The sequence below is a fragment of the Bacillus aerius genome (genome assembly GCF_029894105.1).
In the GTDB taxonomy this organism is placed as follows: domain Bacteria; phylum Bacillota; class Bacilli; order Bacillales; family Bacillaceae; genus Bacillus; species Bacillus altitudinis.
Genome location: NZ_JARYHO010000001.1, coordinates 3,034,425 through 3,054,880, shown reverse-complemented (window position 1 = coordinate 3,054,880; position 20,456 = coordinate 3,034,425). Strand labels below are relative to the sequence as shown.

Sequence of the window (20,456 nt, the reverse complement as noted above, 5' to 3'; positions counted from 1 at the left end):
TATGAAAGCGTTTTTATGATAAGATGATAAAAAATCATAAAAGGCGGAATAGCATGACAGTCACAATCAAAGATATAGCAAAATTGGCAAACGTTTCTCATACCACAGTATCAAGGGCTTTGAATAATAGTCCTTTTATTAAAGAGAAAACAAAACAAAACATCTTGTCGATTGCAAAACAGCTGAATTACTCACCGAATGTCCATGCCAGAGGCCTTGTCTCGCAAAAATCATTTACAATTGGTCTGTTTTTTACGAGTTTAACAGAAGGCACATCCTCAAGTTTCTTTGTTGATGCATTAAAAGGCGTCAACAGTGTGATAACAGAAAACTATCATTTGGTTGTAAGAGGAATTGACGATTTTCACGATTACACAACCATTCATAAACAGCGGTATGATGGTATTTTGCTCATGAGCCAAAGCGAGCATGATGAAGCGTTTATCCATCATGTGAAAAAGCAGGGCATTCCCATTATTGTATTGAATCGCCGTGTAGAAAGTAATCAAGTGATGAATATATTAGCGGATGATGGTGAAGGGGCATACCAAGCTGCACACTATTTCATTCAGCAAGGGCATAAACAAATTGCCATTATTGAAGGGAAAGAAGGGTTTAAATCCACACAGGAAAGAAAAGCTGGTTTTCTGCAAGCACTCATTGACCATCATGTACCCATGAAGAAGGAATACATGATCACAGGCGACTATCATATGAAGAGCGGCTATGAATCAATGGAAGCCTTACTCACTCTTGATGATCCGCCAACTGCCCTTTTTTGCTCAAACGATGACATGGCGATTGGTGCGATGAATGCATTGTTTGCAAAAGGTAAAAGGTGTCCTGATGATCTCTCTATTATCGGTTTTGATGATATTTCATTTTCATCTTATACAACGCCTGCCCTCACAACAGTCAAAAAGCCAATTGAAAAAATGTGTGCGCTTGGAGCAGAAGCCATCCTTTCAGTCATCAACGGTGAAAAGCAAGAAGACGATCATCTGGAAAAAGTGTATGTCCACACAGAGCTGATGATTAGAGATTCAGTAAAAAAGGTGCAGTAATCAGCATCTTTTAAATGAAAATGTTCACGTGTGCAAAAAATGCGGGGAGGAAAAGCGTTTGAGACGATTATCCAAAGATGTGTACCCAGTGGCTGAATATCCTGAAACCATTCTACAAATTGGCGAAGGGAACTTTATGCGGGGATTTATGAATTGGCAGATCCAGAAGCTAAACGACTGTACAGATTTTAAAGGAAGAGCAGTGGTTGTTCCTCCTCGAAAAGGATCAGTGACCGCTCTAAATGAACAAGATGGTTTGTACACTTTATGTATTCAAGGGTTTCATGACCAAAAAGAAATGAACGAACGGATCGTCATTCAATCCATCAGCAGGGGAATCAGCACGTATACAGATTATGAAGCCTTTTTACATGTAGCGGAAAGTCCTGATGTGCGCTTTGTCTTTTCTAATACAACAGAGGCAGGACTTGTGTTAAGAAAAGAGGACCGATTAGAAGATCGGCCGCAAGCAAGTTTTCCAGGAAAGCTGACAGCCTTCTTGTATCACCGCTTCAAAGCTTTTTCTGGGGATGAGAAAAAGGGCTTGATCATTTTACCTTGTGAATTGATTGAACAAAACGGTGATCGATTAAAAGAATATGTGATCACAATGGCAACTGAGTGGAATCTTCCGCCTGATTTTGTGGCTTGGGTCAAGGAAGCCAACACGTTCTGTAATACGTTAGTTGATCGGATTGTCCCAGGCTTTTCTCAGAAAGCAGCGGAGACTGTTCGAAAAGAAGAGGGGTATATCGATGAATTGCTTGTCACGGCAGAATATTATCACCTGTTTGTCATTGAAGCACCTGCGTTTGTTCAAAAAGAGCTTCCTTTTCAAGAAGCAGGGTTAAACGTACTTTTTGTGGAAGATATCGCTCCCTATCGTATGAGCAAGGTTCGCATTTTAAACGGTGCACATACAGCGATGGTGCCGATTGCATATGCATGTGGCTTGGGTACTGTCAAAAAAGCGGTGGATGATGAGCATGTTGGTGTGTTCATTCGCCGCATGCTTGAGGAGGAAGTGTTGCCGAGTTTGCCACTTCCTGAAGAAGAGCTGCTTCTTTATACACAATCCGTTTGGGATCGATTCTGCAACCCTTTTGTCAAACATCAATTACTCGATATTGCCTTAAATGGTGTATCTAAATTTCGGGCGCGTATTCTCCCGTCTCTTCTAGATTATATAGAGCTAAAAAAACAGTTGCCTACGAAGCTTATGTTCTCACTGAGCAGTTTGATTTATTTTTATCAAGTCCATGCAGATCAAATAAAGGATGATGAGTCTGTGATGACATTCATGAAGGGAGCATGGGAGGAAGTGGACCATTCCTATGAATTAATGGTCGATCAACTTCTTTCAAACGAAGTTTTATGGGGGATGGATTTGACGAGGATCGCAGGGCTGAAGGATGCAGTAGCCGAGCAGCTCACCTGCATACATGAAAATGGCATGAGAGCTGCTGTTCACCAAATACTTCAATATGAAAGTCAGGGGGAGAAGGCATGAGAGACTTTGTTGTGATTCATCCTTCAGATAATGTTGGCATCGCTTTAAAAGTGCTTGAGCAAGGCGAAGAGCTTCAGCACCAAGGTCATACAATCATTTTAAAAGAAACCGTTGCTAAAGGTCATAAATTTGCATTGGCTGAGATCAAAGAAAAAGAGAATATCATCAAATATGGCTACCCCATTGGTCATGCATCCACTGCGATTTCGACTGGAGAATGGGTGCATACGCACAATATCAAAACGAATCTATCAGGTAAGCTCGATTACGAATACCGACCTTCTTTAACAGAAAACCCCTATGAAAAAACGAATCTGACATTCAAAGGGTATAAACGAAAAAATGGCGCAAGTGGTATACGAAATGAGCTTTGGATTGTCCCAACAGTTGGGTGTGTCAATGGCATTGCCGATCAAATCATTCAAATATTTACCGCTGAAATGGGGGGAAGCATCCATCCTTTTGAAACGGCGTTAGTATTAAAACACAATTATGGATGCTCACAACTTGGAGATGATCATGAAAACACAAAAACAATACTTCAAAATGCCGTAAAACACCCAAATGCTGGAGGGGTTCTCGTTCTAGGGCTTGGCTGTGAAAACAATGATATTGAGGATTTTAAAGCTACATTAGGGGAGTATGACCAGACGAGGGTGAAATTTTTAAGAAGCCAAGAAGTAGGGGATGAGATTGAGACAGGTGTCGCTTTACTCAAGGAAATTTATGACGCAGCGAAAGAAGATCAGCGTGAAGACATTCCGTTATCTGAGCTGAAAATTGGCTTGAAATGCGGAGGATCAGATGGGTTTTCAGGCATTACCGCAAATCCACTTTTAGGTAGACTGTCCGATTTCATTGTGGCTCAAGGAGGGACCACCGTCTTAACAGAAGTACCGGAAATGTTCGGGGCTGAAACGATCTTAATGGAGAGAGCGGAATCAAAAGCGACATTCGACAATATTGTGCAGATGATCAATGATTTTAAACAATACTTTATGGATCATCGACAGCCAGTATATGAAAATCCTTCCCCGGGAAATAAAGCAGGAGGAATTTCGACATTAGAAGATAAATCTCTCGGCTGCACACAAAAAGCGGGTACTTCCGGTATAAAGGATGTTTTAACATACGGGGAGCTGCTAAAACGAAAAGGATTGAATTTATTAAGTGCGCCTGGGAATGATTTGGTTGCTTCATCTGCTCTCGCAGCGTCTGGCTGTCAGCTCGTCCTCTTTACAACAGGCAGAGGCACACCGTTTGGCACATTTGTTCCAACGATGAAGGTATCGACCAATACCGCTTTATATGAAACAAAAAAACATTGGATCGACTTTAATGCGGGGGAATTGCTTGAAGATGTACCAGAAGATGTGGTGCTAGAGAAATTCATTGCCACGGTGATTGATGTGGCGAGTGGAAAGCTGTTAAATCATGAAAAAAACAATTTTAGAGAGCTGGCCATTTTTAAAACAGGTGTGACACTTTAAGACGTCTGGGGGATGAGGAAATGTCTAAAAAACGGAATTTGATGTATGTTACAGCAGGAACAGTACTAACAGGAATTGGACTCGCACGTTTAGCAAAGCAAGGGAAAAAAGACAAAGAAACAAATGGCATAGATCAGGTGTTAAAGCAGATAAAAGCACCAAAGTTCCCAGATCGTGAATTCAATGTCATTCATTATGGTGCAGATAACAAAGGGATAGAGCTTTCGACAAATGCTATTCAGTCTGCCATCGATGATGCACATCGTTTGAAAGGAGGGCGTGTGCTGATTCCTGAAGGGACATTTTTGACAGGCGCTCTAGAATTGAAAAGCAATGTAGAGCTTCATCTTCATGAAAACGCCTATGTGACCTTCAGCCAAGATACACGTGATTATCTCCCGCTTGTTCTAACAAGATATGAAGGAATTGAGCTTTATAATTATTCACCACTTATTTATGCCCATCATGCAGAAAACATCGCGATTACAGGAGCAGGCACGCTGGACGGGAGGGGGGATGAACACCACTGGTGGCCTTGGAAGTATGGAACAAATGGTCAACCCTCTCAAGATCGGGATCGTCAGCTTCTTTTTGAAATGGCTGAAAAAAGAATACCAGTGGAAGAAAGAGTGTTTGGCGAAGGACATTATTTAAGATCAAGCTTTATCCAGCCATACAATTGCCAAAACATTCTCATTGAAGGAGTAACAGTAAAGGATTCACCGATGTGGCAAGTCCATCCGGTGTTAAGTGAAAACGTCATCGTCCGTGGGGTGAATATCATCGGTCATGGCCCAAATACAGATGGTGTGAATCCAGAGTCGTGCCGACATGTGCTCATTGAAGATTGTTATTTTGATAATGGCGATGATTGTATTGCCATTAAATCGGGCAGAAATGAGGACGGCCGGAGAATCGGTGTTCCATCTGAAAACATCGTCATTCGTAGAAATACGATGCGTGATGGTCATGGCGGAGTAACGATCGGGAGTGAAATCTCTGGAGGCGTCAAGTATGTATATGCAGAGGATAATGTCATGGACAGTCCGAACCTCGACAGGGCATTGCGCATTAAGACCAACTCTGTCAGGGGCGGTACCATTGAACACATCTATTTTAAAAACAATCTAGTGAAAAGCTTAAAGCATGAGGTGGTCTGTATCGACATGATGTATGAGGAAGGGGATGCCGGTCCGCATAGGCCTGTAGTCCGTCATATTGAAGTAGAAGGGTTAAAAAGCAGCGGAGGACGATATGGTGTGAAGATCGCCGCATACTCACATTCCCCGGTCACACACTTTAAAATGAAAGACTGTGTCATTGACGATGTCACGTACCCTCTTTCATTGGAACATGCAGTATCTCCTTCATTTCAGAAAGTTGTCATTAATGGTGAACATATCAACCAATAGCGGAAGTGAAAACAGCCACGTCAAAGGCTGTTTTTCTTTTATAAGGACAGACAAGACGTATTCGGAATCACATATACAACCTATCTGCACTGTAGTATAATATTCCCGAAATTAGAAAAGAATTGACGAAAGAGATGACGTCAAGCAGTACATAAAGCAGGGGGTTTATTGATGAAGAAGTTAACTGGTATTTGGCTATCATTGTTACTTGTGATCGGTGTTTTAGCAGGGTGTGCAGGTGCGGAAACGGACCAAAAAACAAACAGTTCAAAGCCTAAAGAGACAGAGGCTGCGGCATTTCCTGTATCCATCAAAGATGCAGCTGGTAAAACCGTTGAAATCAAAGAACAGCCTAAACGAATTGTTTCGTTAATTCCAAGTAATACAGAGGTTGCCTATGCCCTTGGCCTTGGAAATAAAATCGTTGGTAGATCAGACTTTGACAACTATCCAAAGGAAGTAGAAAAGGTCGAGAAGATTGGCGGTCTTGATTTCAATGTAGAGAAGGTTATTTCCTTAAAACCTGATCTTGTCTTAGCACATGCATCACAAATGAGTTCAAAAGACGGATTTAAACAGCTTGAAGATGCAGGTATTCAAGTGCTGACTGTTAATGATGCAGCCTCCTTCAAAGATGTGTATAAGTCTATCCATATGATTGGTGAAGCAGCTGGCGTAAAAGAGGCATCAACGAAGCTTGTAGATGAGATGAAATCAAAACTGAATGACATCAAAAAACAAGCAGAATCCATCTCCAAAGACAAACAAAAAACAGTTTTTGTCGAAGTATCAGGTGCGCCTGAAATTTATACAACAGGTAAACAAACGTTTATGGACGAAATGTTGTCTGTCATTCATGCAAAAAATGCTGCTGGCGACCAAACAGGCTGGGTGCAAATGACGGAAGAATCAATTATTAAACGAAATCCTGATGCCATCGTTACGATTGATGGTGCAAGCTTGGATGATCTGAAAAAAAGAGACGGCTGGAAGGCAATCAAAGCAGTCAAAGAAAAACAAGTCTTTCAATTGAATACGGATCTGGCATCACGACCGGGACCGCGATTGGTTGAAGGAGTGGAGGCTCTTGCGAAAAGCATCTATCCTGACACGTTCAAATAAAATCATCATCGCATACACAGCAAGTGCTTTACTTCTTGTCGTGAGCATTGGAATGGGAATCTCATTTGGCAGTTTAGGGATTCCCATTCCTTCTATACTTCGGATCTTTGTTCATGAAGTATTTGGAATTCAGGCCGGAACCATTGATGCAATTGACCGCAATATTATGATGAATATCCGGCTGCCGAGAGTGATATTAGCGGCGTTAGTCGGAGCAGCTCTGGCGTTATCTGGTGCAGCCTTTCAAGGTTTATTAAAAAATCCTCTCGCTGACCCTTATACACTTGGGGTATCTCAAGGGGCATCTGTGGGGGCTGTAGCCACATTGTTTTTCAGTTTGCAGTTTCCTTTGCTTGGCAGTTTTACACTGCCTTTTTTGAGTATGACAACAGCGCTTGTCACACTATGTCTCGTCCTCTTTTTTGCCCGTCTGGTTCACCGAGGAATGAGCATTTCTTCTTTAATTTTGACGGGGGTCATCTTTAGCTCTTTTTTAGGAGCCCTCATTTCATTAATGATTGCGTTAACAGGTGATGATTTAAAAGAGATTATTCATTGGCTTCTAGGCAGTGTGTCTATGAGAGGCTGGCGATACATTGCTCTTTTCCTTCCTTTTTTCCTCATTGGTACATTTGCACTGATCTTGATAGGAAGAGATTTAAATGTGATGACATATGGCGAAGAAAAGGCAAAACTGTTAGGGGTGCATGTGAAACGGAGCAAATATGTTGTGCTGCTTGCTGGTTCCATTCTGACTGGAAGTGCGGTGGCTGTGTCAGGAACGATCGGATTTGTAGGACTGGTGATTCCGCATTTTATCCGTCTTTTATCCATTACGGATCATCGTCATCTGCTGCCTTTGTCGATGCTGAATGGTGCTTCCTTTCTCGTTTTAGCAGATGTGCTCTCCCGTACGATCATTGAACCGACTGAATTGCCTATTGGCATCATTACGGCGTTAATTGGTGCTCCTGTCTTTGGTATCATCCTCATCCGCAGATATAGAGGAGGGACGCATCTATGATTCAAGTGAAGGAAGTTAGAGGAGGATATGGTGAAAAAGAGGTCATTCATGGCGTGAGTTTTGAAGTGGAGCGAGGGGAATTCCTCGGCATCCTTGGTCCGAATGGGAGCGGTAAGACGACGCTACTTAAAATGATCGCAGGTATTTTAGCACCTGAGAGCGGCCAAGTAACACTAAGTGGCCATCCAGTTCAATCCTACCGGCCAAAGGCACTTGCGCAAAAATTGGCGGTTCTTCCCCAGAAGACCGATCAAGCCTTTTCATTTACAGTGGAAGAAACGGTCCAGTTTGGGCGTTATCCTTATCAGAAAGGGTGGCTACAATCTGTTACAAAAGAAGATATCGAGATTGTCAGCATGGTGATGGACCAAACAGATATTGCTCAATTTAAGGATCAATCCATCCATGAGTTAAGCGGTGGAGAACAGCAGCGGGTTTACTTAGCTCAAGCGCTGGCTCAGTGCCCTGACTATTTATTGCTGGATGAACCAACCAGTTTTCTTGATTTAGCTTATCAAAAAGAGTTACTCGATTTGATTAAACAAGAGACGGTTTCCTCTAACTTAACGGTGATCGGTGTGTTTCATGATGTGAACATTGCCAGTTTGTATTGTGACCGCCTGCTTTTGCTGAATGAAGGAAAGACGGACATGCTGGGAGAACCGCATCATGTGTTGACCACCGAACGTGTGAACCGGGTGTATGAAACAGATGTAACACCTCTCCAACATCCACTGCGGGCAAACCCTCAGCTGGTAATTGAACCTGCGTCCATCTCTGAACATTCAAGGCTGAACTTAGCGAATGGGTGGAAAACATATGGCGCAAACGGAATGACATTTTCTACTCATCAGCCATTGCGCATCCTTTCATCACATGAGAAAAGCGGGGGGTTCTTTTGGACACGGTCCCTTGGAACGGGAACTGAAGCACTCCATGACATGCTGGATGATGAGGAAGGGTACTTATTTCTTGGTCAATCTGATGGGCCGAAGCAATACGCCGCTGAAGATGATGATGAAGATGTCCTTCTTTATGGGATGCATCAAGAAGGAGAGCTGTCCGTTTGGCTTGTGCTGAAAGGAACGATATCAGATGGTGCGTCTGTCCAGCTAATGGGCGAGCTGATGCACTTCATTAAACAAGAGACAAGTATCCAGGTACATCATCTTTGTATCGCTGCTGCCAATGCAGAAGAAAAGGAGCATACTGCTCATTTACATGAAAGAGTCAGACTGAAAGTGAAGCATCTTCTTCATACATTGAATGCCATGAAAAAGTGAACCGGTTGGTTCACTTTTTTGTTTAGGGATTCATGATTTTATATTTAAATCACAGTGACTTTAGTAAAACAAATACATCTTTTCCACTTCAGGGTATACTAAAAGGAACAAGCAATGGATAAGGGGGAACCTCAATGAAACTTTATACAAAAACCGGAGATCAAGGTCAAACAGGCTTGATTGGCGGGCGGGCTGATAAAGATGACGCAAGGGTAGAAGCGTACGGTACATTAGATGAGGCGAATAGTTTGATTGGACTAGCCCATGCAAACTTAAGGCAGCATGGCGAATTGTTTCAAGATATTCTGTCTGAGCTGATGGTCATTCAGCATGAACTGTTTGACTGCGGCGGTGATTTAGCAGCGGTGAAACCACCTAAAGAAGGCAAGTTAAAAGAAGAATCTGTCACAGTCCTTGAAGAGCGAATGGACGTGTATGTAGAAGAAGCCGCGCCGCTGACTAAATTTATTTTACCTGGGGGCCAAGAAGGTGCTGCCCTCTTACATGTAGCGCGAACAGTCGTCAGGAGAGCCGAGCGGCATATTGTGACACTCGCAAAGCAGGATGAGATTCCAGCAGTTACGCTCACATATGTGAACCGTCTATCCGACTATTTATTTGCTGCCGCCCGTATTGTGAATCATCGGCTTGGTGAAGCGGATGTTGAATATGAACGAAGTGCAGATGTGTTTCGTTCTAAATGAGGAAAAGCACTCTTCTAGTCGAAGAGTGTTCAGCGTGTAGACAAACCCTCGCATTCTTTGTCAGTTCTGCGTGCTGGTGCTCACGAATGTGAAATTCGCCCTGCGCCAGTACTCGTCCTTCCTAGGCTGCAAAGGTTTTCTATCACGCTGAAAAGAAGACAAAGGGCTAAAATCAAGTTCATTTTAGCCCTTTGTCAATAATCTGAGCACTCTTCTAGTCGAAGAGTGCTTTTTCTATGGATTCAACCGCTCAGTCTGAGCCATGTTACGACTCTGGTCGCAATCAAAGATCAATCTACGACACGTTTTGTCGGCTTCCTTTTTTGACTATAGTTAAAGCAAGGAGCAAGAAAGGAGGCATGAAGATGAAAATCACAAGTAAAACCATCATCGGTTCAATCCTGATGTTTATCGGTTTATCCATCTTCTTTGGTGGTTCATTGGGCGGGCTGATCCCGACTTTGATTGGGGCGTGGCTCATTTATGTAGGTGTCAAAAAATATGATAAGGGCAGTAAAACAACAGGGGTCATACTCTCTATTATCGGTGTATTGCTCGTCGCACAGTCGCTGCCATTTTTACTCGGAATCGCATTTGCTGGAGTACTTCTCTACTTTGGCTGGAAGATGATCAATGGTGAATCTGCAAAGGAATCATCCGGCAGAACAATATATATGGAGCCAAACACGGCACCGAACATGAAAGAATCTATGCACACGTCATTTGATCAAGAATGGGAAGACTTTTTAAAGAAAAAATAAAGGGAGGAATATGAAATGGTATTAAGAAGAGTACGTGATATGTTTGTTGCAACAGTCAATGAAGGCTTAGATAAATTGGAGAATCCGCGTGTCATGCTGAATCAATATGTTCGTGATATGGAGGACGATATTGCCAAAGCGAAGCATGCGATCATTAAACAGCAAACCATTCAGCAAGGTTTCTTGAGAAAAGCAGAAGAGACAGAAGCATTTGCTGATAAGCGAAAGAAACAGGCGGAGCTGGCGTTTCAGGCAGGAGAAGAAGAACTTGCACGGAAAGCACTGACTGAAATGAAGTATTTTGAAGAAAAGCACAACGAATATCAAGATGCCTATCAGCAATCTGTTAAACAGCTGAAAGAGCTGAAAGAACAGTTGCAGCATCTAGAAACAAAACTGCGTGATGTTAAAGACAAGAAGCAAGCGCTGATTGCAAGAGCCAATGCCGCACAGGCAAAGCAGCATATGAATGAATCTATGAATAAGGTTGATAGTGAAAGTGCTTATAAAGAATTTCTACGCATGGAGAACCGTATAGAGGAAATGGAGACAAAAGCGGGTAGCTATGCACAATTTGCCGATCAGGGTGCTTATGCTCATCTTGATTACGCTGATGAGGTTGAAAAGGAATGGCAAAAGCTTAAGCGATCAAAGCAGCTTGAGAAACAGCCGGCAAACTAATGGAAATGTGTCAAAACGGAAGAAAAACAGGATTTTTCTTCCGTTATTTGATTTCTTTCTGTTTCGCTTTTCCTTATAATAAAAAGGTCAAAGGATAAAGGGATGATATAAATGAAACGGTTCATTGGTCTAATTTGTATACTTGTTGGTGTTTTTTTGATGATTGGGATGCTTTTCAAAAATGGAGATCTCTTTCATTTGAGCTTTTCTCGTGATAAAGCGGTCACAACAGCTTCAGCGAAAAAGGATGAGGTTGAACAATTAGATATCTCTCTTTCTGGATTTCGCATCAAGGTGAAGCCGGAAGATCGTTCGGATATTTCTGTAATGGTTGTGAATGGAAAAGGGAAAATGTATGCGGAACAAACAGGCGGAACATTCAAAGTCCGTGCTGAAAATAAAGGATTTTTGTTTTTCTCTGCATTTGAAAAAGGAGAACTCTTAGTCAAAATTCCAACAGATTATCATAAAGATGTGAAAATAACAGGTGGAATCGGTGTGAGCGAAGTAAATGGCGAAGGAAAGCTGTCTCTTCAAGATGTGACGCTCAAATCAACGAGCGGAAACCTCACAGCTGAGAACTTCTCAGCAAATCGTGTGGAAATCAAAGCGACTTCTGGCAGACTTTCAGTGTCTCATATTGATGCGAAGGAAAGTGATATTGGTGCCACTTCTGGTCGTGCTGATATTCAAGATGTAAAAGGAAAGCTGCAATTAGGCATGACAAGCGGCAGGCTGACAGCAAGCTTTGATACAATTGATTCACCAGTCGACTTTCACATGACATCAGGCAGTGCGAAATTTAACTTGCCAGATGAGGGAGATTTCAAAGTCCAAGTGAAAAAAACGAGTGGACGTATTGATCATTCGTATGATTTTGACCAAGCGGATAGTGAAGGCCGAGGTTTTACAGGCACGCATGGGAAAGGGACACACTTAGTCGATATTGAGATGACAAGCGGAAACTTAAAATTGCGGTAAACAAACGTAAAAAGGAAGGAGGCGAGTCAACTGCGTTTTTCTAGAAATCAAATTTTAGGCATCATTGTGGTGATTTTCGGTATAAATCTTTTTCTCAAAATTATTGGGATTGGGGCAGACTTATTTTGGCCAGTGTTTTTTGCTCTAGCTGGTTATTGGCTGCACTCTCGATCTAAACGTTGGCTCGGTTCGGTTTCCTATATTTTTGCAGGCTTTCTCTTCTTGAAGTTTCTACTAAATATCACGTTTAGTTTGACTGGGTATTTATTTGCTGCCTTTTTGATCTATGCGGGCTATCGTTTATTGAAAAACAAACCTGTTTTTGATGTCGATAAAAAGGAATCATCAGACGATGGAAAGCCTTCACTGAAAGTCAATCTTGAAAAAGAGGGCGATCAGAAGAAAACAAAAAGCCAGACAAAGCCGCGCAAAGAACATGATTTCTTCATCGGTGAAGTCAGGCTGATGAAAAAACCATTTCAATTAAGCGATTTGACCATTTCAGGTTTTATTGGCGATGTCAAAATCGACTTATCAAAGGCGATTATTGCTGAGGAAGAGAGCACGATCGTCATTAGTGGGCTCATCGGAGATGTCGATATTTATGTACCTCAGGATATTGAAGTATGTGTGAGTGCTTCGGCTGCGATTGGTGATATGAAAATCATTGATGAAAAAAGAAGCGGGTTCGGCAGTAAAGTGTATGTCATGACAAATGATTATGATGAGAGCAAGCGAAAAGTGAAAATCTCCATTTCTCTCCTGATTGGGGATGTGGATGTGAGGTACTTATGAGGAAACTGCATTTAGGCATCCAGTGGCAATCTGTTCGTCTTGCAGTCGGTATCTCGCTTGGTGTTGTCATCATGACGACACTCCCGATGTTTTTTTATTACCAGCTTGATCCTATGATTTTGCTGTCTACGCGGTGGTTCGGCATCCCGTTTTTTTGTATTTTACTCATTATTAGTCTCGCCATTGGTGTATCAGCGGGGCATGTGTTTGGCTATCAGCATAAGAAGCGACTGGATCAGCTTGTAGAGTCGATTTTGAAGTTTGAAAATGGGAATTTTGCCTATAGACTGCCTTCTCTAGGTGATGATGAAATTGGTTTGGCGGCAGATCAATTAAATGAAATGGCGAAACGAGTGGAAGGGCAAGTAGCCTCCTTACAAAAGCTCTCAAATGAGCGAGCTGAATGGCAGGTTCAAATGAAAAAATCGGTTGTCTCTGAAGAGCGTCAGCGTCTAGCGCGTGAGCTGCATGATGCAGTCAGCCAGCAGCTATTCGCCATTTCGATGATGACGTCTGCGATTCTTGAGGGGATGAAGGAAAAGGATGAAAAGATTTTAAAGCAAATGCGTCTTGTGGAACGAATGGCTGGCGATGCACAAAATGAGATGCGTGCACTCCTTCTGCATTTAAGACCGATCACCCTTGAAGGAAAAGACTTGAAAAAAGGCTTGATTGAGCTACTCAATGAATTTCAGGCAAAGCAGCCAATTGATATTGATTGGGAAATAGAAGATGATGCTCCGCTGTCTAAAGGGGTGGAGGACCATCTGTTCCGAATTGTGCAAGAAGCCCTTTCCAATGTGTTTAGGCATGCAAAGGCGACAAAGGTGACAGTACGTCTGCTTATTCGGAACCGTCAAGTTCAGTTGAAAATTATCGACAACGGGATTGGTTTTCAAACAGATCATGTGAAGACTGCTTCCTACGGACTTGAATCGATACGAGAAAGAACAAGTGAAGTAGGCGGTGTCGCAGAGATTATGTCATTTGAGGGAAAAGGCACACAAATTGATGTGAAGGTTCCCATTTTTGATGAAGGAAAAGGAGAGAACGTTCGATGATTCGAGTGCTTTTAATTGACGATCACGAAATGGTGAGAATGGGTCTTGCTGCTTTTTTAGAGGCACAGGCGGATATTGAAGTCATCGGTGAAGCGTCAGATGGACAAAAAGGTGTAGAACTAGCGGTTGAATTAAAGCCAGACGTGATTTTAATGGACCTTGTTATGGAAGGCATGGATGGCATCGAAGCAACGAAAAGAATTTGTCAAGAAATAGAGGATGCCCGGATTATTGTACTGACGAGCTTTATTGATGATGATAAAGTGTATCCAGTTATTGAGGCTGGTGCCTTAAGCTATCTTTTAAAAACATCGAAAGCAGGAGAAATTGCTGATGCCATCAGGTCTGCGAGTATCGGCGAACCAAGACTTGAATCAAAAGTAGCTGGAAAGGTCATGAACAAACTCCGCCATTCATCAAATGGGTCCATTCTGCACGATTCGTTAACCGCAAGAGAAATGGAAATATTAAAGCTGATTGCCGATGGGAAATCGAATAAGGTCATTGCTGAGGAATTGTTTATTACCATCAAAACAGTCAAGACGCATATTACCAACATTCTTTCCAAGCTTGATGTAGAAGACCGCACACAAGCAGCCGTGTATGCACATCGCCATAAGCTGATTCAATAAAAAAACAGCTTTCAAATGAAAGCTGCTGGAACATGCGCAAAATTAGTCCTTCTGTCCTGTGATTGGACGTTCGGATAGTTGATGGAGCTCAGGAACTGGAAAAGCCTCCTGCTCCTCGGCCGATTTGTCTTCTAGGGTTTTCTTCATCTCGGAAAGCAGTTTGACGCTTTCCTTTGCCACTGCCGCTTTTTTCTCTTGCAAATCAATGATCTGTGAAAGTCCAACAAATAAACCGCCTCCAATCAGAAGGAGCGCAGGGGTTTGTCCATAATAAATCACGATCAAAAATGTGCTTGAAAAGCTGTCGGCTTCAATGAAGAAATCTTCTTTTGATTGCATGAATACCACGACTAACAGAAGTATTCCTAGAATCAAAAATAGAATGCCGGCCGAAAGTAAAGCTCGTTTCATGATTGACACCCTTTTTTTCTTACCATTTTAACATACTCTATAAGGATTGTGTTGCGCCCTTAGTCCCGAAGTCACGGATTTTCACATTTACCTTGTAACGAATATCGGATTCACTAAAAATGTCATCCCAATGTTTTGCTTCTTTTCGGAATTCCTTCGGATAGGCAATACTCGCTTTTTGATAAAATCCACAAATATCTGCTTTGATCTCATGCTGTAATTCCCCGATAAAATCTTTTACATTTTCCTCAAGTCGATGTGCCACGACTTTCTCAATTTCTTGGAGATATTTTTCATTAAATGCGTTTTCTCGTTCATTCCAATCCTCAGACAATCTTCCATCGAGTTCAACTGACACATCAAATTCATATTTGCCACTGGCTGCTTTATGGGTGTCAATGTTGTGTTTGATTTTAAAGATCTCAAAAGAATAAATGCTATGTTCATATTGGAATTCAATCACTCCGCCTTTAGCGTCTCCAGTCAGCAGGTTGTAGAACTGCACCGCTAAAGGAGAGATGTTGGTGAGAAATCGTTTGTTCTGAATAATCGAGGCACCATCCAGCATTAATTTGCCCTGACTGACACTGACTTTCGGAATGGCAAAGGATACGTTGTTTTGCATAGCAGAAGAAATATCTCCTAAGGAAACGGGCTTGAGCATACGAATGGTCGTTTTTGTATTCGAAGAAATATCGTATAAGGTGGAAGATGCAGGCTGCCCGTCGTCATTGATTTTCAGCATATCCCCAGGCTTCTCAGAAGCCATAAAGACAAGACTTCCTCTTCGTGTTTCATTGTCCCGAATGAATTGATTGATGACCAAATCGAAATTATTTTCATTGATAAGGTCTTGAGAAAACAAATAAACCCTCAGCTGCTGAGCAAAAATGCGGTGCGTTTTTAGGGCCGTCGTACGAAAAATTTGGTGTATGGAATCACCGCTTGTCTCAATAATCTTCGTCGGATCTTTCACGCTTGATTCTTGCTCAATTTTTTGCGGAACGAGCACCTGCATAGACAGCTTCAATTTATGTCCGTCATCTCCTTTATCTACAGCAAATCCAATTGCCATGTTGAGCTCCTCAATATTGGTACTATCCCAGCACCCGCATAATAGAATCAGTGAGAAGAGCGCAAGAACCGCTTTCTTTTTCATGCTGTTTTCCGCCTCCTTTTGAAAAATACGATGATAAATAAAAGAAACGGGAGTATACCAAATAGAAGAAAGAACAAGTTGTTTACGTAGGTTAAATAGTCTCGGACCGTATCAACATCTTTTGGGAAAAGAGCGGCAAAGAAGATCACAATGCCCATCAAGGCGAGCGCGATTTTTTTAGGGAATTTAGTCAATTTGATGACTCCTATCGTAGCAAAAAACGTATATCCTACAAAGCTCGTATAAAGCTGGACAAGCCAAACAATCAGCAAAAAGGATTCAATCCGTTCAATAAAAATCCCCTGAATATCAAATGATTGAAATAAGGCAATGGTCGGCCACGTCAGAGTCGCCGTTTCTTTCACCGTGAGCGCACCAACCACAAGAATATAGGTGAAAATATAGATGATCGCAGGAATCAAAAAGCCGATGGAGCCATATGCAAAAGTGTGTTTTTGCGTATTCATATAGGCAGGCATGAAAAGCATCATTTCAATGCCGACAAACGAAATGGCCGAAGCATTCAAGGAATTGAAAACAGGGGAAATGCCCTCTCCTAAAACTGGCCGTAGGTTATCGAGCTTAAACTCTTGTACACTAAGTCCGTAGGCTACAAATAAGATGATGAGTGTGACAATCAGAAAAAAAGGGCACAGCCGGGCAAAATCACCAATCCCCCCAATCACAAGGTAAAATCCAACCAAAATAAAGCTGATCATCGTCACGGCTACCGGTGTGTTTTGAAGTAGAAAGAATTTCACCATCTCAGACATAGCTCGTACTTCATAGCTGGCAACGCCGAGAAAGTAAATAATAATCAACAGGTTGGCAAGTGAGCCAATCCATTTCCCAAGTCCTTCTTTTGTATAGTCATAGTAGGAAGAAAAGGAGATCTTTTTCATCATGAGCACATTGACAAAAATGAACACAATGTATATCACACTCATGAGTAAGAGTGCAATCCAGCCGTCAGGTGTAGGCGCAGCTTGAGCCATTGATCTTGGCAGAATCATCATACTTGCGCCTAGCGTGGTATTGGCGATAATGGCACTTGCCTGATAGCTTGTGATCGACTCTTTATGATTGACCATGTCGTTCCCCTTTCTTTTGATTTTTCAAAGGCAATCTGATGATGGAATTGTCCTCATTTTTATAACTGAACACAAAATCTGGTGAAAAATATGGGGTGCCAAAGCTTTTTTGTCTTGTCAAATGAGTGAGTAAGACGAGCATAAACAGGACAAGTCCATATAAACCGAATGCAGCTGCAGTAAACATGGATACAAAGCGAAGGACACGAAATGATATCCCCATTCCATATTGAGGAAAGGTAAAGGATGCAAGTGCAATGACGCTGACAATAATGACCATAATGGAGCTGACGATATGGGCTTGTACGGCTGCCTGCCCAATGACAACACCGCCCACAAGTCCGATTGTTTGTCCAAGTGGATTAGGAAGCCTTAACCCAGCCTCTCGCAGCAGCTCAATGGTCATTTCCATGATGAGTGCTTCCACAATAGGAGGAAAGGGGACATTCTCTCGCGTGCTTGAGATGGAAATAGCTAAAGTTGTGGGCAAAAGACCTTGATGGAAGGACACAAGGGCAATATAAATGGCTGATAAAAACAATGTGAGAAAGATGGACGTAAAACGTAGCAAACGAATAAGAGAGGCGGCGATCCATCTTTCATAATAATCATCAGGTGACTGCATAATCGTCGCGAGGGAAGCAGGCACAATTAAGATAAAAGGCGAATGATCGACAAAGATGGCGACGCGCCCATTGTTTAAAGCAGATGCGACTTTATCAGGCCGTTCTGTGTTTTGAATTTGCGGAAAAGGAGAATACACATTGTCTTCAATGAGCTCCTCAAGAACGCCTGAGTCTTGAATATCATCAATGGTGACTTGTTTGAGACGCTTTTTTACCTCTTTTAAAACAGAGGGCTCAACGATACCGTCAATGTACATGATCGATACTTGGGTGTATTTCTTTTCGCCGATCTTCATGTCAACTGTTTTGAGATCAGGGTTTTTCAAACGTTGTCTGACGAGAGCTAAGTTCGTGTTTAAATCTTCAATGAAGCCAATTTTTGGCCCCCTTGCGACGGTTTCAGACGTAGCATCTCCTAAACTGCGTTTCTTCGTTCCGTGCGTTTCTAAAATATAAGCGTGCTGAAATCCATTAATCAGTACGACACAATGTCCTTGAAAAATAGCATCTACTAGTTCTTCAGAGGTTTTTACCGTACGGGTAGTCATCATCGATAAATTGGATTCTAGCTTCTCTTTTGTTAGCGAGGCATGATCTTGCAATAGCAGCTTTAAGAAGGTTTGAATCTGCATCGCTTCGTTCATTTCTTTAATGTATAAATAGTAGACAACCTGTCCATGAGGCAATGTTTTTTTCTCATGGATCAAATCATCCATGTCCTTTAACTGAGGGAGAATGACAGAGAGATTATCGTATAAGTGCTCTTTCAATGGAGTTTGATTCAAATGGATCACCCACCTCAATTTCTTTTTCTTAGCATTACCTGCTTGAAAAAACAATATTCTGTGTTACATTATTTTGTGGTATATGAAAGAATCACGGTGTTGGAGGAAAGAAGATGGCGCAAATTCGTTTAGCAGGAACAAAAGAGGAGATCGACCTTATTCTACAGTCGTTTGACAAGCATTATGAGGTGACTTATACGTCAAAAGATTACGGAAAAACAAATCCAAAATACAAATATTCCAAAGATGTTCGTGTTTATATTGAACTAAAATTAAAATAAAGATAAAATTTTAATTGAAAACGCTTAAAGGATTTTCGTTTTTTGTATAGAATAGAGTTGAGTGATGAAGCTATGGAGGGATACATAATGACAGAATTTAGAATCGAAAAAGATACAATGGGCGAAATCAAGGTGCCACAGGACAAGTTCTGGGGTGCACAAACACAACGAAGCAAAGAAAATTTCAAAATCGGTTCTGAGAAAATGCCAAAGGAAGTTGTGAATGCGTTTGCAATTTTGAAACGTAGCACAGCGATTGCGAACGAACGTCTAGGCAACTTAGAAAGTGAAAAAGCAGAAGCGATTGCTGCTGTATGTGATGACATCATCAGTGGAAAATATGACGAGCATTTCCCGCTTGTTGTATGGCAAACAGGAAGTGGAACACAAAGTAACATGAACATGAACGAAGTCGTTGCAAATAGAGCAACTGCTTACTTGAAAGATAAAAATAGTGAATTCAGCATTCACCCGAATGACGATGTTAACCGTAGCCAAAGCTCAAATGATACATTCCCAACGGCTATGCACGTGGCAGCTGTTTTAGCTGTGTACAAAAAGCTATTGCCTGCGATTGACCAGTTAAGAGCGACTCTTGATGAGAAAGCAAAAGCATACCAAGAGATCGTGAAAATTGGCCGTACGCATTTGCAAGATGCAACACCTCTTACAGTGGGCCAAGAGATTAGCGGCTGGGTGTACATGCTTGATCGTTCAAAAGAAATGATTTTAGAATCTACTGAAAAAATGAGAGAACTTGCCATTGGCGGCACAGCTGTTGGTACGGGAATTAACGCACATCCTGAGTTTGGTAAATACGTGGCAGAAGAAATCAGCCAGTTAACAGGTCAAACGTTCAATTCTTCAACAAACAAATTCCATGCGCTGACAAGTCATGATGAAATCACATATGCACACGGTGCGCTTAAAGCACTTGCAGCTGACTTAATGAAAATTGCCAATGATGTGAGATGGCTTGCAAGTGGTCCTCGCTGCGGAATTGGTGAATTGATCATTCCTGAAAATGAGCCAGGCAGCTCCATTATGCCAGGAAAAGTCAACCCAACTCAAAGTGAAGCTTTAACAATGATTGCCGCACAAATCATGGGGAATGATGCAACAATCGGTTTTGCCGCAAGCCAAGGAAACTTCGAGCTGAACGTATTTAAGCCGGTCATCATCTATAACTTCCTGCAGTCAGTTGAATTGCTTGCTGACGGTATGAACTCATTCCATGACAAGTGTGCTATTGGAATTGAACCAAACCTAGAAACGATCGAGAAAAACCTAAACAATTCATTGATGCTTGTGACGGCACTCAACCCGCACATCGGATATGAAAATGCAGCGAAAATTGCGAAGCTTGCGCACAAAGAAGGATTAACACTAAAAGAAGCTGCCCTTCAATTAGAACTATTAACAGAAGAGCAGTTTGAAGAGTTTGTGAAACCAGAAGAAATGGTGACACCGAAAGCAAAATAAGACACCAGAGGCCTCTGTGCCTCTGGTTTTTTATGGAAACTCCCTGAAATCACAGAAAAGAAGTTTGATTGTTTGTCACAATCATAAACCCAGGGCAACCA

Annotated in this window: 20 protein-coding genes; 16 read left to right on the top strand and 4 right to left on the bottom strand. The window is 41.9% G+C overall.

Going from position 1 to position 20,456, the window contains the following annotated elements:
- Nucleotides 1-53 precede the first annotated feature (53 nt).
- From M2353_RS15955 to liaR, 14 genes are all read left to right on the top strand, one after another.
- Nucleotides 54-1,064 carry a LacI family DNA-binding transcriptional regulator gene (locus tag M2353_RS15955; RefSeq protein WP_017359253.1) on the top strand — a complete coding sequence of 337 codons (1,011 nt, stop codon included), beginning with the start codon at nucleotides 54-56 and terminating at the stop codon, nucleotides 1,062-1,064.
- Between the two features lie 58 nt (nucleotides 1,065-1,122).
- Entirely contained in the window at nucleotides 1,123-2,574 is a 1,452-nt protein-coding gene (locus tag M2353_RS15950; RefSeq protein WP_284725715.1) for a tagaturonate reductase, read from the top strand.
- Nucleotides 2,571-4,064: a UxaA family hydrolase gene (locus tag M2353_RS15945; RefSeq protein ID WP_284725714.1), complete on the top strand. Its 1,494-nt coding sequence runs from the start codon at nucleotides 2,571-2,573 to the stop codon at nucleotides 4,062-4,064. The genes M2353_RS15950 and M2353_RS15945 overlap by 4 nt, the downstream gene beginning before the upstream one ends.
- Before the next feature lie 20 nt (nucleotides 4,065-4,084).
- On the top strand, nucleotides 4,085-5,476 hold the full coding sequence (locus M2353_RS15940; protein ID WP_058336917.1) for a glycoside hydrolase family 28 protein: 1,392 nt from the start codon (nucleotides 4,085-4,087) through the stop codon (nucleotides 5,474-5,476).
- 171 nt (nucleotides 5,477-5,647) lie between these two features.
- Nucleotides 5,648-6,598 (top strand): ABC transporter substrate-binding protein, encoded by a 951-nt coding sequence (locus M2353_RS15935; protein ID WP_284725713.1) that lies wholly within the window; start codon nucleotides 5,648-5,650, stop codon nucleotides 6,596-6,598.
- On the top strand, nucleotides 6,564-7,622 hold the full coding sequence (locus tag M2353_RS15930) for a FecCD family ABC transporter permease (RefSeq protein ID WP_138278995.1): 1,059 nt from the start codon (nucleotides 6,564-6,566) through the stop codon (nucleotides 7,620-7,622). Before M2353_RS15935 ends, M2353_RS15930 begins: the two co-directional genes overlap by 35 nt.
- Nucleotides 7,619-8,905: a heme ABC transporter ATP-binding protein gene (locus tag M2353_RS15925; protein WP_284725712.1), complete on the top strand. Its 1,287-nt coding sequence runs from the start codon at nucleotides 7,619-7,621 to the stop codon at nucleotides 8,903-8,905. Before M2353_RS15930 ends, M2353_RS15925 begins: the two co-directional genes overlap by 4 nt.
- Nucleotides 8,906-9,039: 134 nt before the next feature.
- On the top strand, nucleotides 9,040-9,609 hold the full coding sequence (locus M2353_RS15920; RefSeq protein WP_135009694.1) for a cob(I)yrinic acid a,c-diamide adenosyltransferase: 570 nt from the start codon (nucleotides 9,040-9,042) through the stop codon (nucleotides 9,607-9,609).
- A gap of 365 nt (nucleotides 9,610-9,974) precedes the next feature.
- Nucleotides 9,975-10,370 (top strand): hypothetical protein, encoded by a 396-nt coding sequence (locus tag M2353_RS15915; protein ID WP_284725711.1) that lies wholly within the window; start codon nucleotides 9,975-9,977, stop codon nucleotides 10,368-10,370.
- A gap of 15 nt (nucleotides 10,371-10,385) precedes the next feature.
- A complete protein-coding gene (gene liaH, locus M2353_RS15910) occupies nucleotides 10,386-11,051 on the top strand; it encodes a stress responsive protein LiaH (protein WP_025207951.1) in 666 nt (221 codons plus the stop codon).
- Nucleotides 11,052-11,162: 111 nt separating this feature from the next.
- On the top strand, nucleotides 11,163-12,032 hold the full coding sequence (liaG, locus tag M2353_RS15905; protein WP_045034575.1) for a LiaG family protein: 870 nt from the start codon (nucleotides 11,163-11,165) through the stop codon (nucleotides 12,030-12,032).
- A 30-nt stretch (nucleotides 12,033-12,062) separates the two neighbouring features.
- Nucleotides 12,063-12,827: a cell wall-active antibiotics response protein LiaF gene (gene liaF, locus M2353_RS15900; protein ID WP_007500301.1), complete on the top strand. Its 765-nt coding sequence runs from the start codon at nucleotides 12,063-12,065 to the stop codon at nucleotides 12,825-12,827.
- Nucleotides 12,824-13,888, top strand: coding sequence for a two-component system sensor histidine kinase LiaS (gene liaS / locus M2353_RS15895; protein WP_007500303.1), 1,065 nt, complete (start codon nucleotides 12,824-12,826; stop codon nucleotides 13,886-13,888). Before liaF ends, liaS begins: the two co-directional genes overlap by 4 nt.
- Nucleotides 13,885-14,520: a two-component system response regulator LiaR gene (liaR, locus tag M2353_RS15890; RefSeq protein WP_007500305.1), complete on the top strand. Its 636-nt coding sequence runs from the start codon at nucleotides 13,885-13,887 to the stop codon at nucleotides 14,518-14,520. The genes liaS and liaR overlap by 4 nt, the downstream gene beginning before the upstream one ends.
- 42 nt (nucleotides 14,521-14,562) lie before the next feature.
- Here liaR and M2353_RS15885 read toward each other — a convergent pair whose 3' ends face one another.
- Genes M2353_RS15885 through M2353_RS15870 form a run of 4 tightly spaced genes read right to left on the bottom strand, consistent with a single transcriptional unit; the run spans nucleotide 14,563 to nucleotide 18,592 of the window.
- Nucleotides 14,563-14,931 carry a hypothetical protein gene (locus tag M2353_RS15885; protein ID WP_007500307.1) on the bottom strand — a complete coding sequence of 123 codons (369 nt, stop codon included), beginning with the start codon at nucleotides 14,929-14,931 and terminating at the stop codon, nucleotides 14,563-14,565.
- 37 nt (nucleotides 14,932-14,968) lie between these two features.
- Entirely contained in the window at nucleotides 14,969-16,090 is a 1,122-nt protein-coding gene (locus M2353_RS15880) for a Ger(x)C family spore germination protein (RefSeq protein WP_284725710.1), read from the bottom strand.
- The gene (locus M2353_RS15875) at nucleotides 16,087-17,181 is read right to left on the bottom strand and encodes a GerAB/ArcD/ProY family transporter (RefSeq protein ID WP_284725709.1); all 1,095 of its coding nucleotides are present in this window, start codon (nucleotides 17,179-17,181) and stop codon (nucleotides 16,087-16,089) included. The genes M2353_RS15880 and M2353_RS15875 overlap by 4 nt, the downstream gene beginning before the upstream one ends.
- Nucleotides 17,168-18,592, bottom strand: a complete 1,425-nt coding sequence (locus tag M2353_RS15870) for a spore germination protein (protein ID WP_284725708.1) — start codon at nucleotides 18,590-18,592, stop codon at nucleotides 17,168-17,170. Before M2353_RS15870 ends, M2353_RS15875 begins: the two co-directional genes overlap by 14 nt.
- Nucleotides 18,593-18,705: 113 nt before the next feature.
- On the opposite strand from M2353_RS15870, the gene M2353_RS15865 reads away from it, so the two are divergent.
- Together M2353_RS15865 and fumC are read left to right on the top strand one after the other, a co-directional pair.
- On the top strand, nucleotides 18,706-18,873 hold the full coding sequence (locus M2353_RS15865; RefSeq protein WP_017359274.1) for a YvzF family protein: 168 nt from the start codon (nucleotides 18,706-18,708) through the stop codon (nucleotides 18,871-18,873).
- 87 nt (nucleotides 18,874-18,960) lie between these two features.
- On the top strand, nucleotides 18,961-20,355 hold the full coding sequence (fumC, locus tag M2353_RS15860) for a class II fumarate hydratase (RefSeq protein ID WP_284725707.1): 1,395 nt from the start codon (nucleotides 18,961-18,963) through the stop codon (nucleotides 20,353-20,355).
- Nucleotides 20,356-20,456 lie beyond the last annotated feature (101 nt).

Bases quoted from the DNA above. Each gene is read 5' to 3' on its own strand.
- M2353_RS15955 (WP_017359253.1), top strand. From the start codon at position 54: ATGACAGTCACAATCAAAGATATAGCAAAATTGGCAAACGTTTCTCAT.
- M2353_RS15945 (WP_284725714.1), top strand. From the start codon at position 2,571: ATGAGAGACTTTGTTGTGATTCATCCTTCAGATAATGTTGGCATCGCT.
- M2353_RS15940 (WP_058336917.1), top strand. From the start codon at position 4,085: ATGTCTAAAAAACGGAATTTGATGTATGTTACAGCAGGAACAGTACTA.
- M2353_RS15935 (WP_284725713.1), top strand. From the start codon at position 5,648: ATGAAGAAGTTAACTGGTATTTGGCTATCATTGTTACTTGTGATCGGT.
- M2353_RS15925 (WP_284725712.1), top strand. From the start codon at position 7,619: ATGATTCAAGTGAAGGAAGTTAGAGGAGGATATGGTGAAAAAGAGGTC.
- M2353_RS15920 (WP_135009694.1), top strand. From the start codon at position 9,040: ATGAAACTTTATACAAAAACCGGAGATCAAGGTCAAACAGGCTTGATT.
- M2353_RS15915 (WP_284725711.1), top strand. From the start codon at position 9,975: ATGAAAATCACAAGTAAAACCATCATCGGTTCAATCCTGATGTTTATC.
- liaH (WP_025207951.1), top strand. From the start codon at position 10,386: ATGGTATTAAGAAGAGTACGTGATATGTTTGTTGCAACAGTCAATGAA.
- liaG (WP_045034575.1), top strand. From the start codon at position 11,163: ATGAAACGGTTCATTGGTCTAATTTGTATACTTGTTGGTGTTTTTTTG.
- liaS (WP_007500303.1), top strand. From the start codon at position 12,824: ATGAGGAAACTGCATTTAGGCATCCAGTGGCAATCTGTTCGTCTTGCA.
- liaR (WP_007500305.1), top strand. From the start codon at position 13,885: ATGATTCGAGTGCTTTTAATTGACGATCACGAAATGGTGAGAATGGGT.
- M2353_RS15885 (WP_007500307.1), bottom strand. From the start codon at position 14,931: ATGAAACGAGCTTTACTTTCGGCCGGCATTCTATTTTTGATTCTAGGA.
- M2353_RS15880 (WP_284725710.1), bottom strand. From the start codon at position 16,090: ATGAAAAAGAAAGCGGTTCTTGCGCTCTTCTCACTGATTCTATTATGC.
- M2353_RS15875 (WP_284725709.1), bottom strand. From the start codon at position 17,181: ATGGTCAATCATAAAGAGTCGATCACAAGCTATCAGGCAAGTGCCATT.
- M2353_RS15865 (WP_017359274.1), top strand. From the start codon at position 18,706: ATGGCGCAAATTCGTTTAGCAGGAACAAAAGAGGAGATCGACCTTATT.
- fumC (WP_284725707.1), top strand. From the start codon at position 18,961: ATGACAGAATTTAGAATCGAAAAAGATACAATGGGCGAAATCAAGGTG.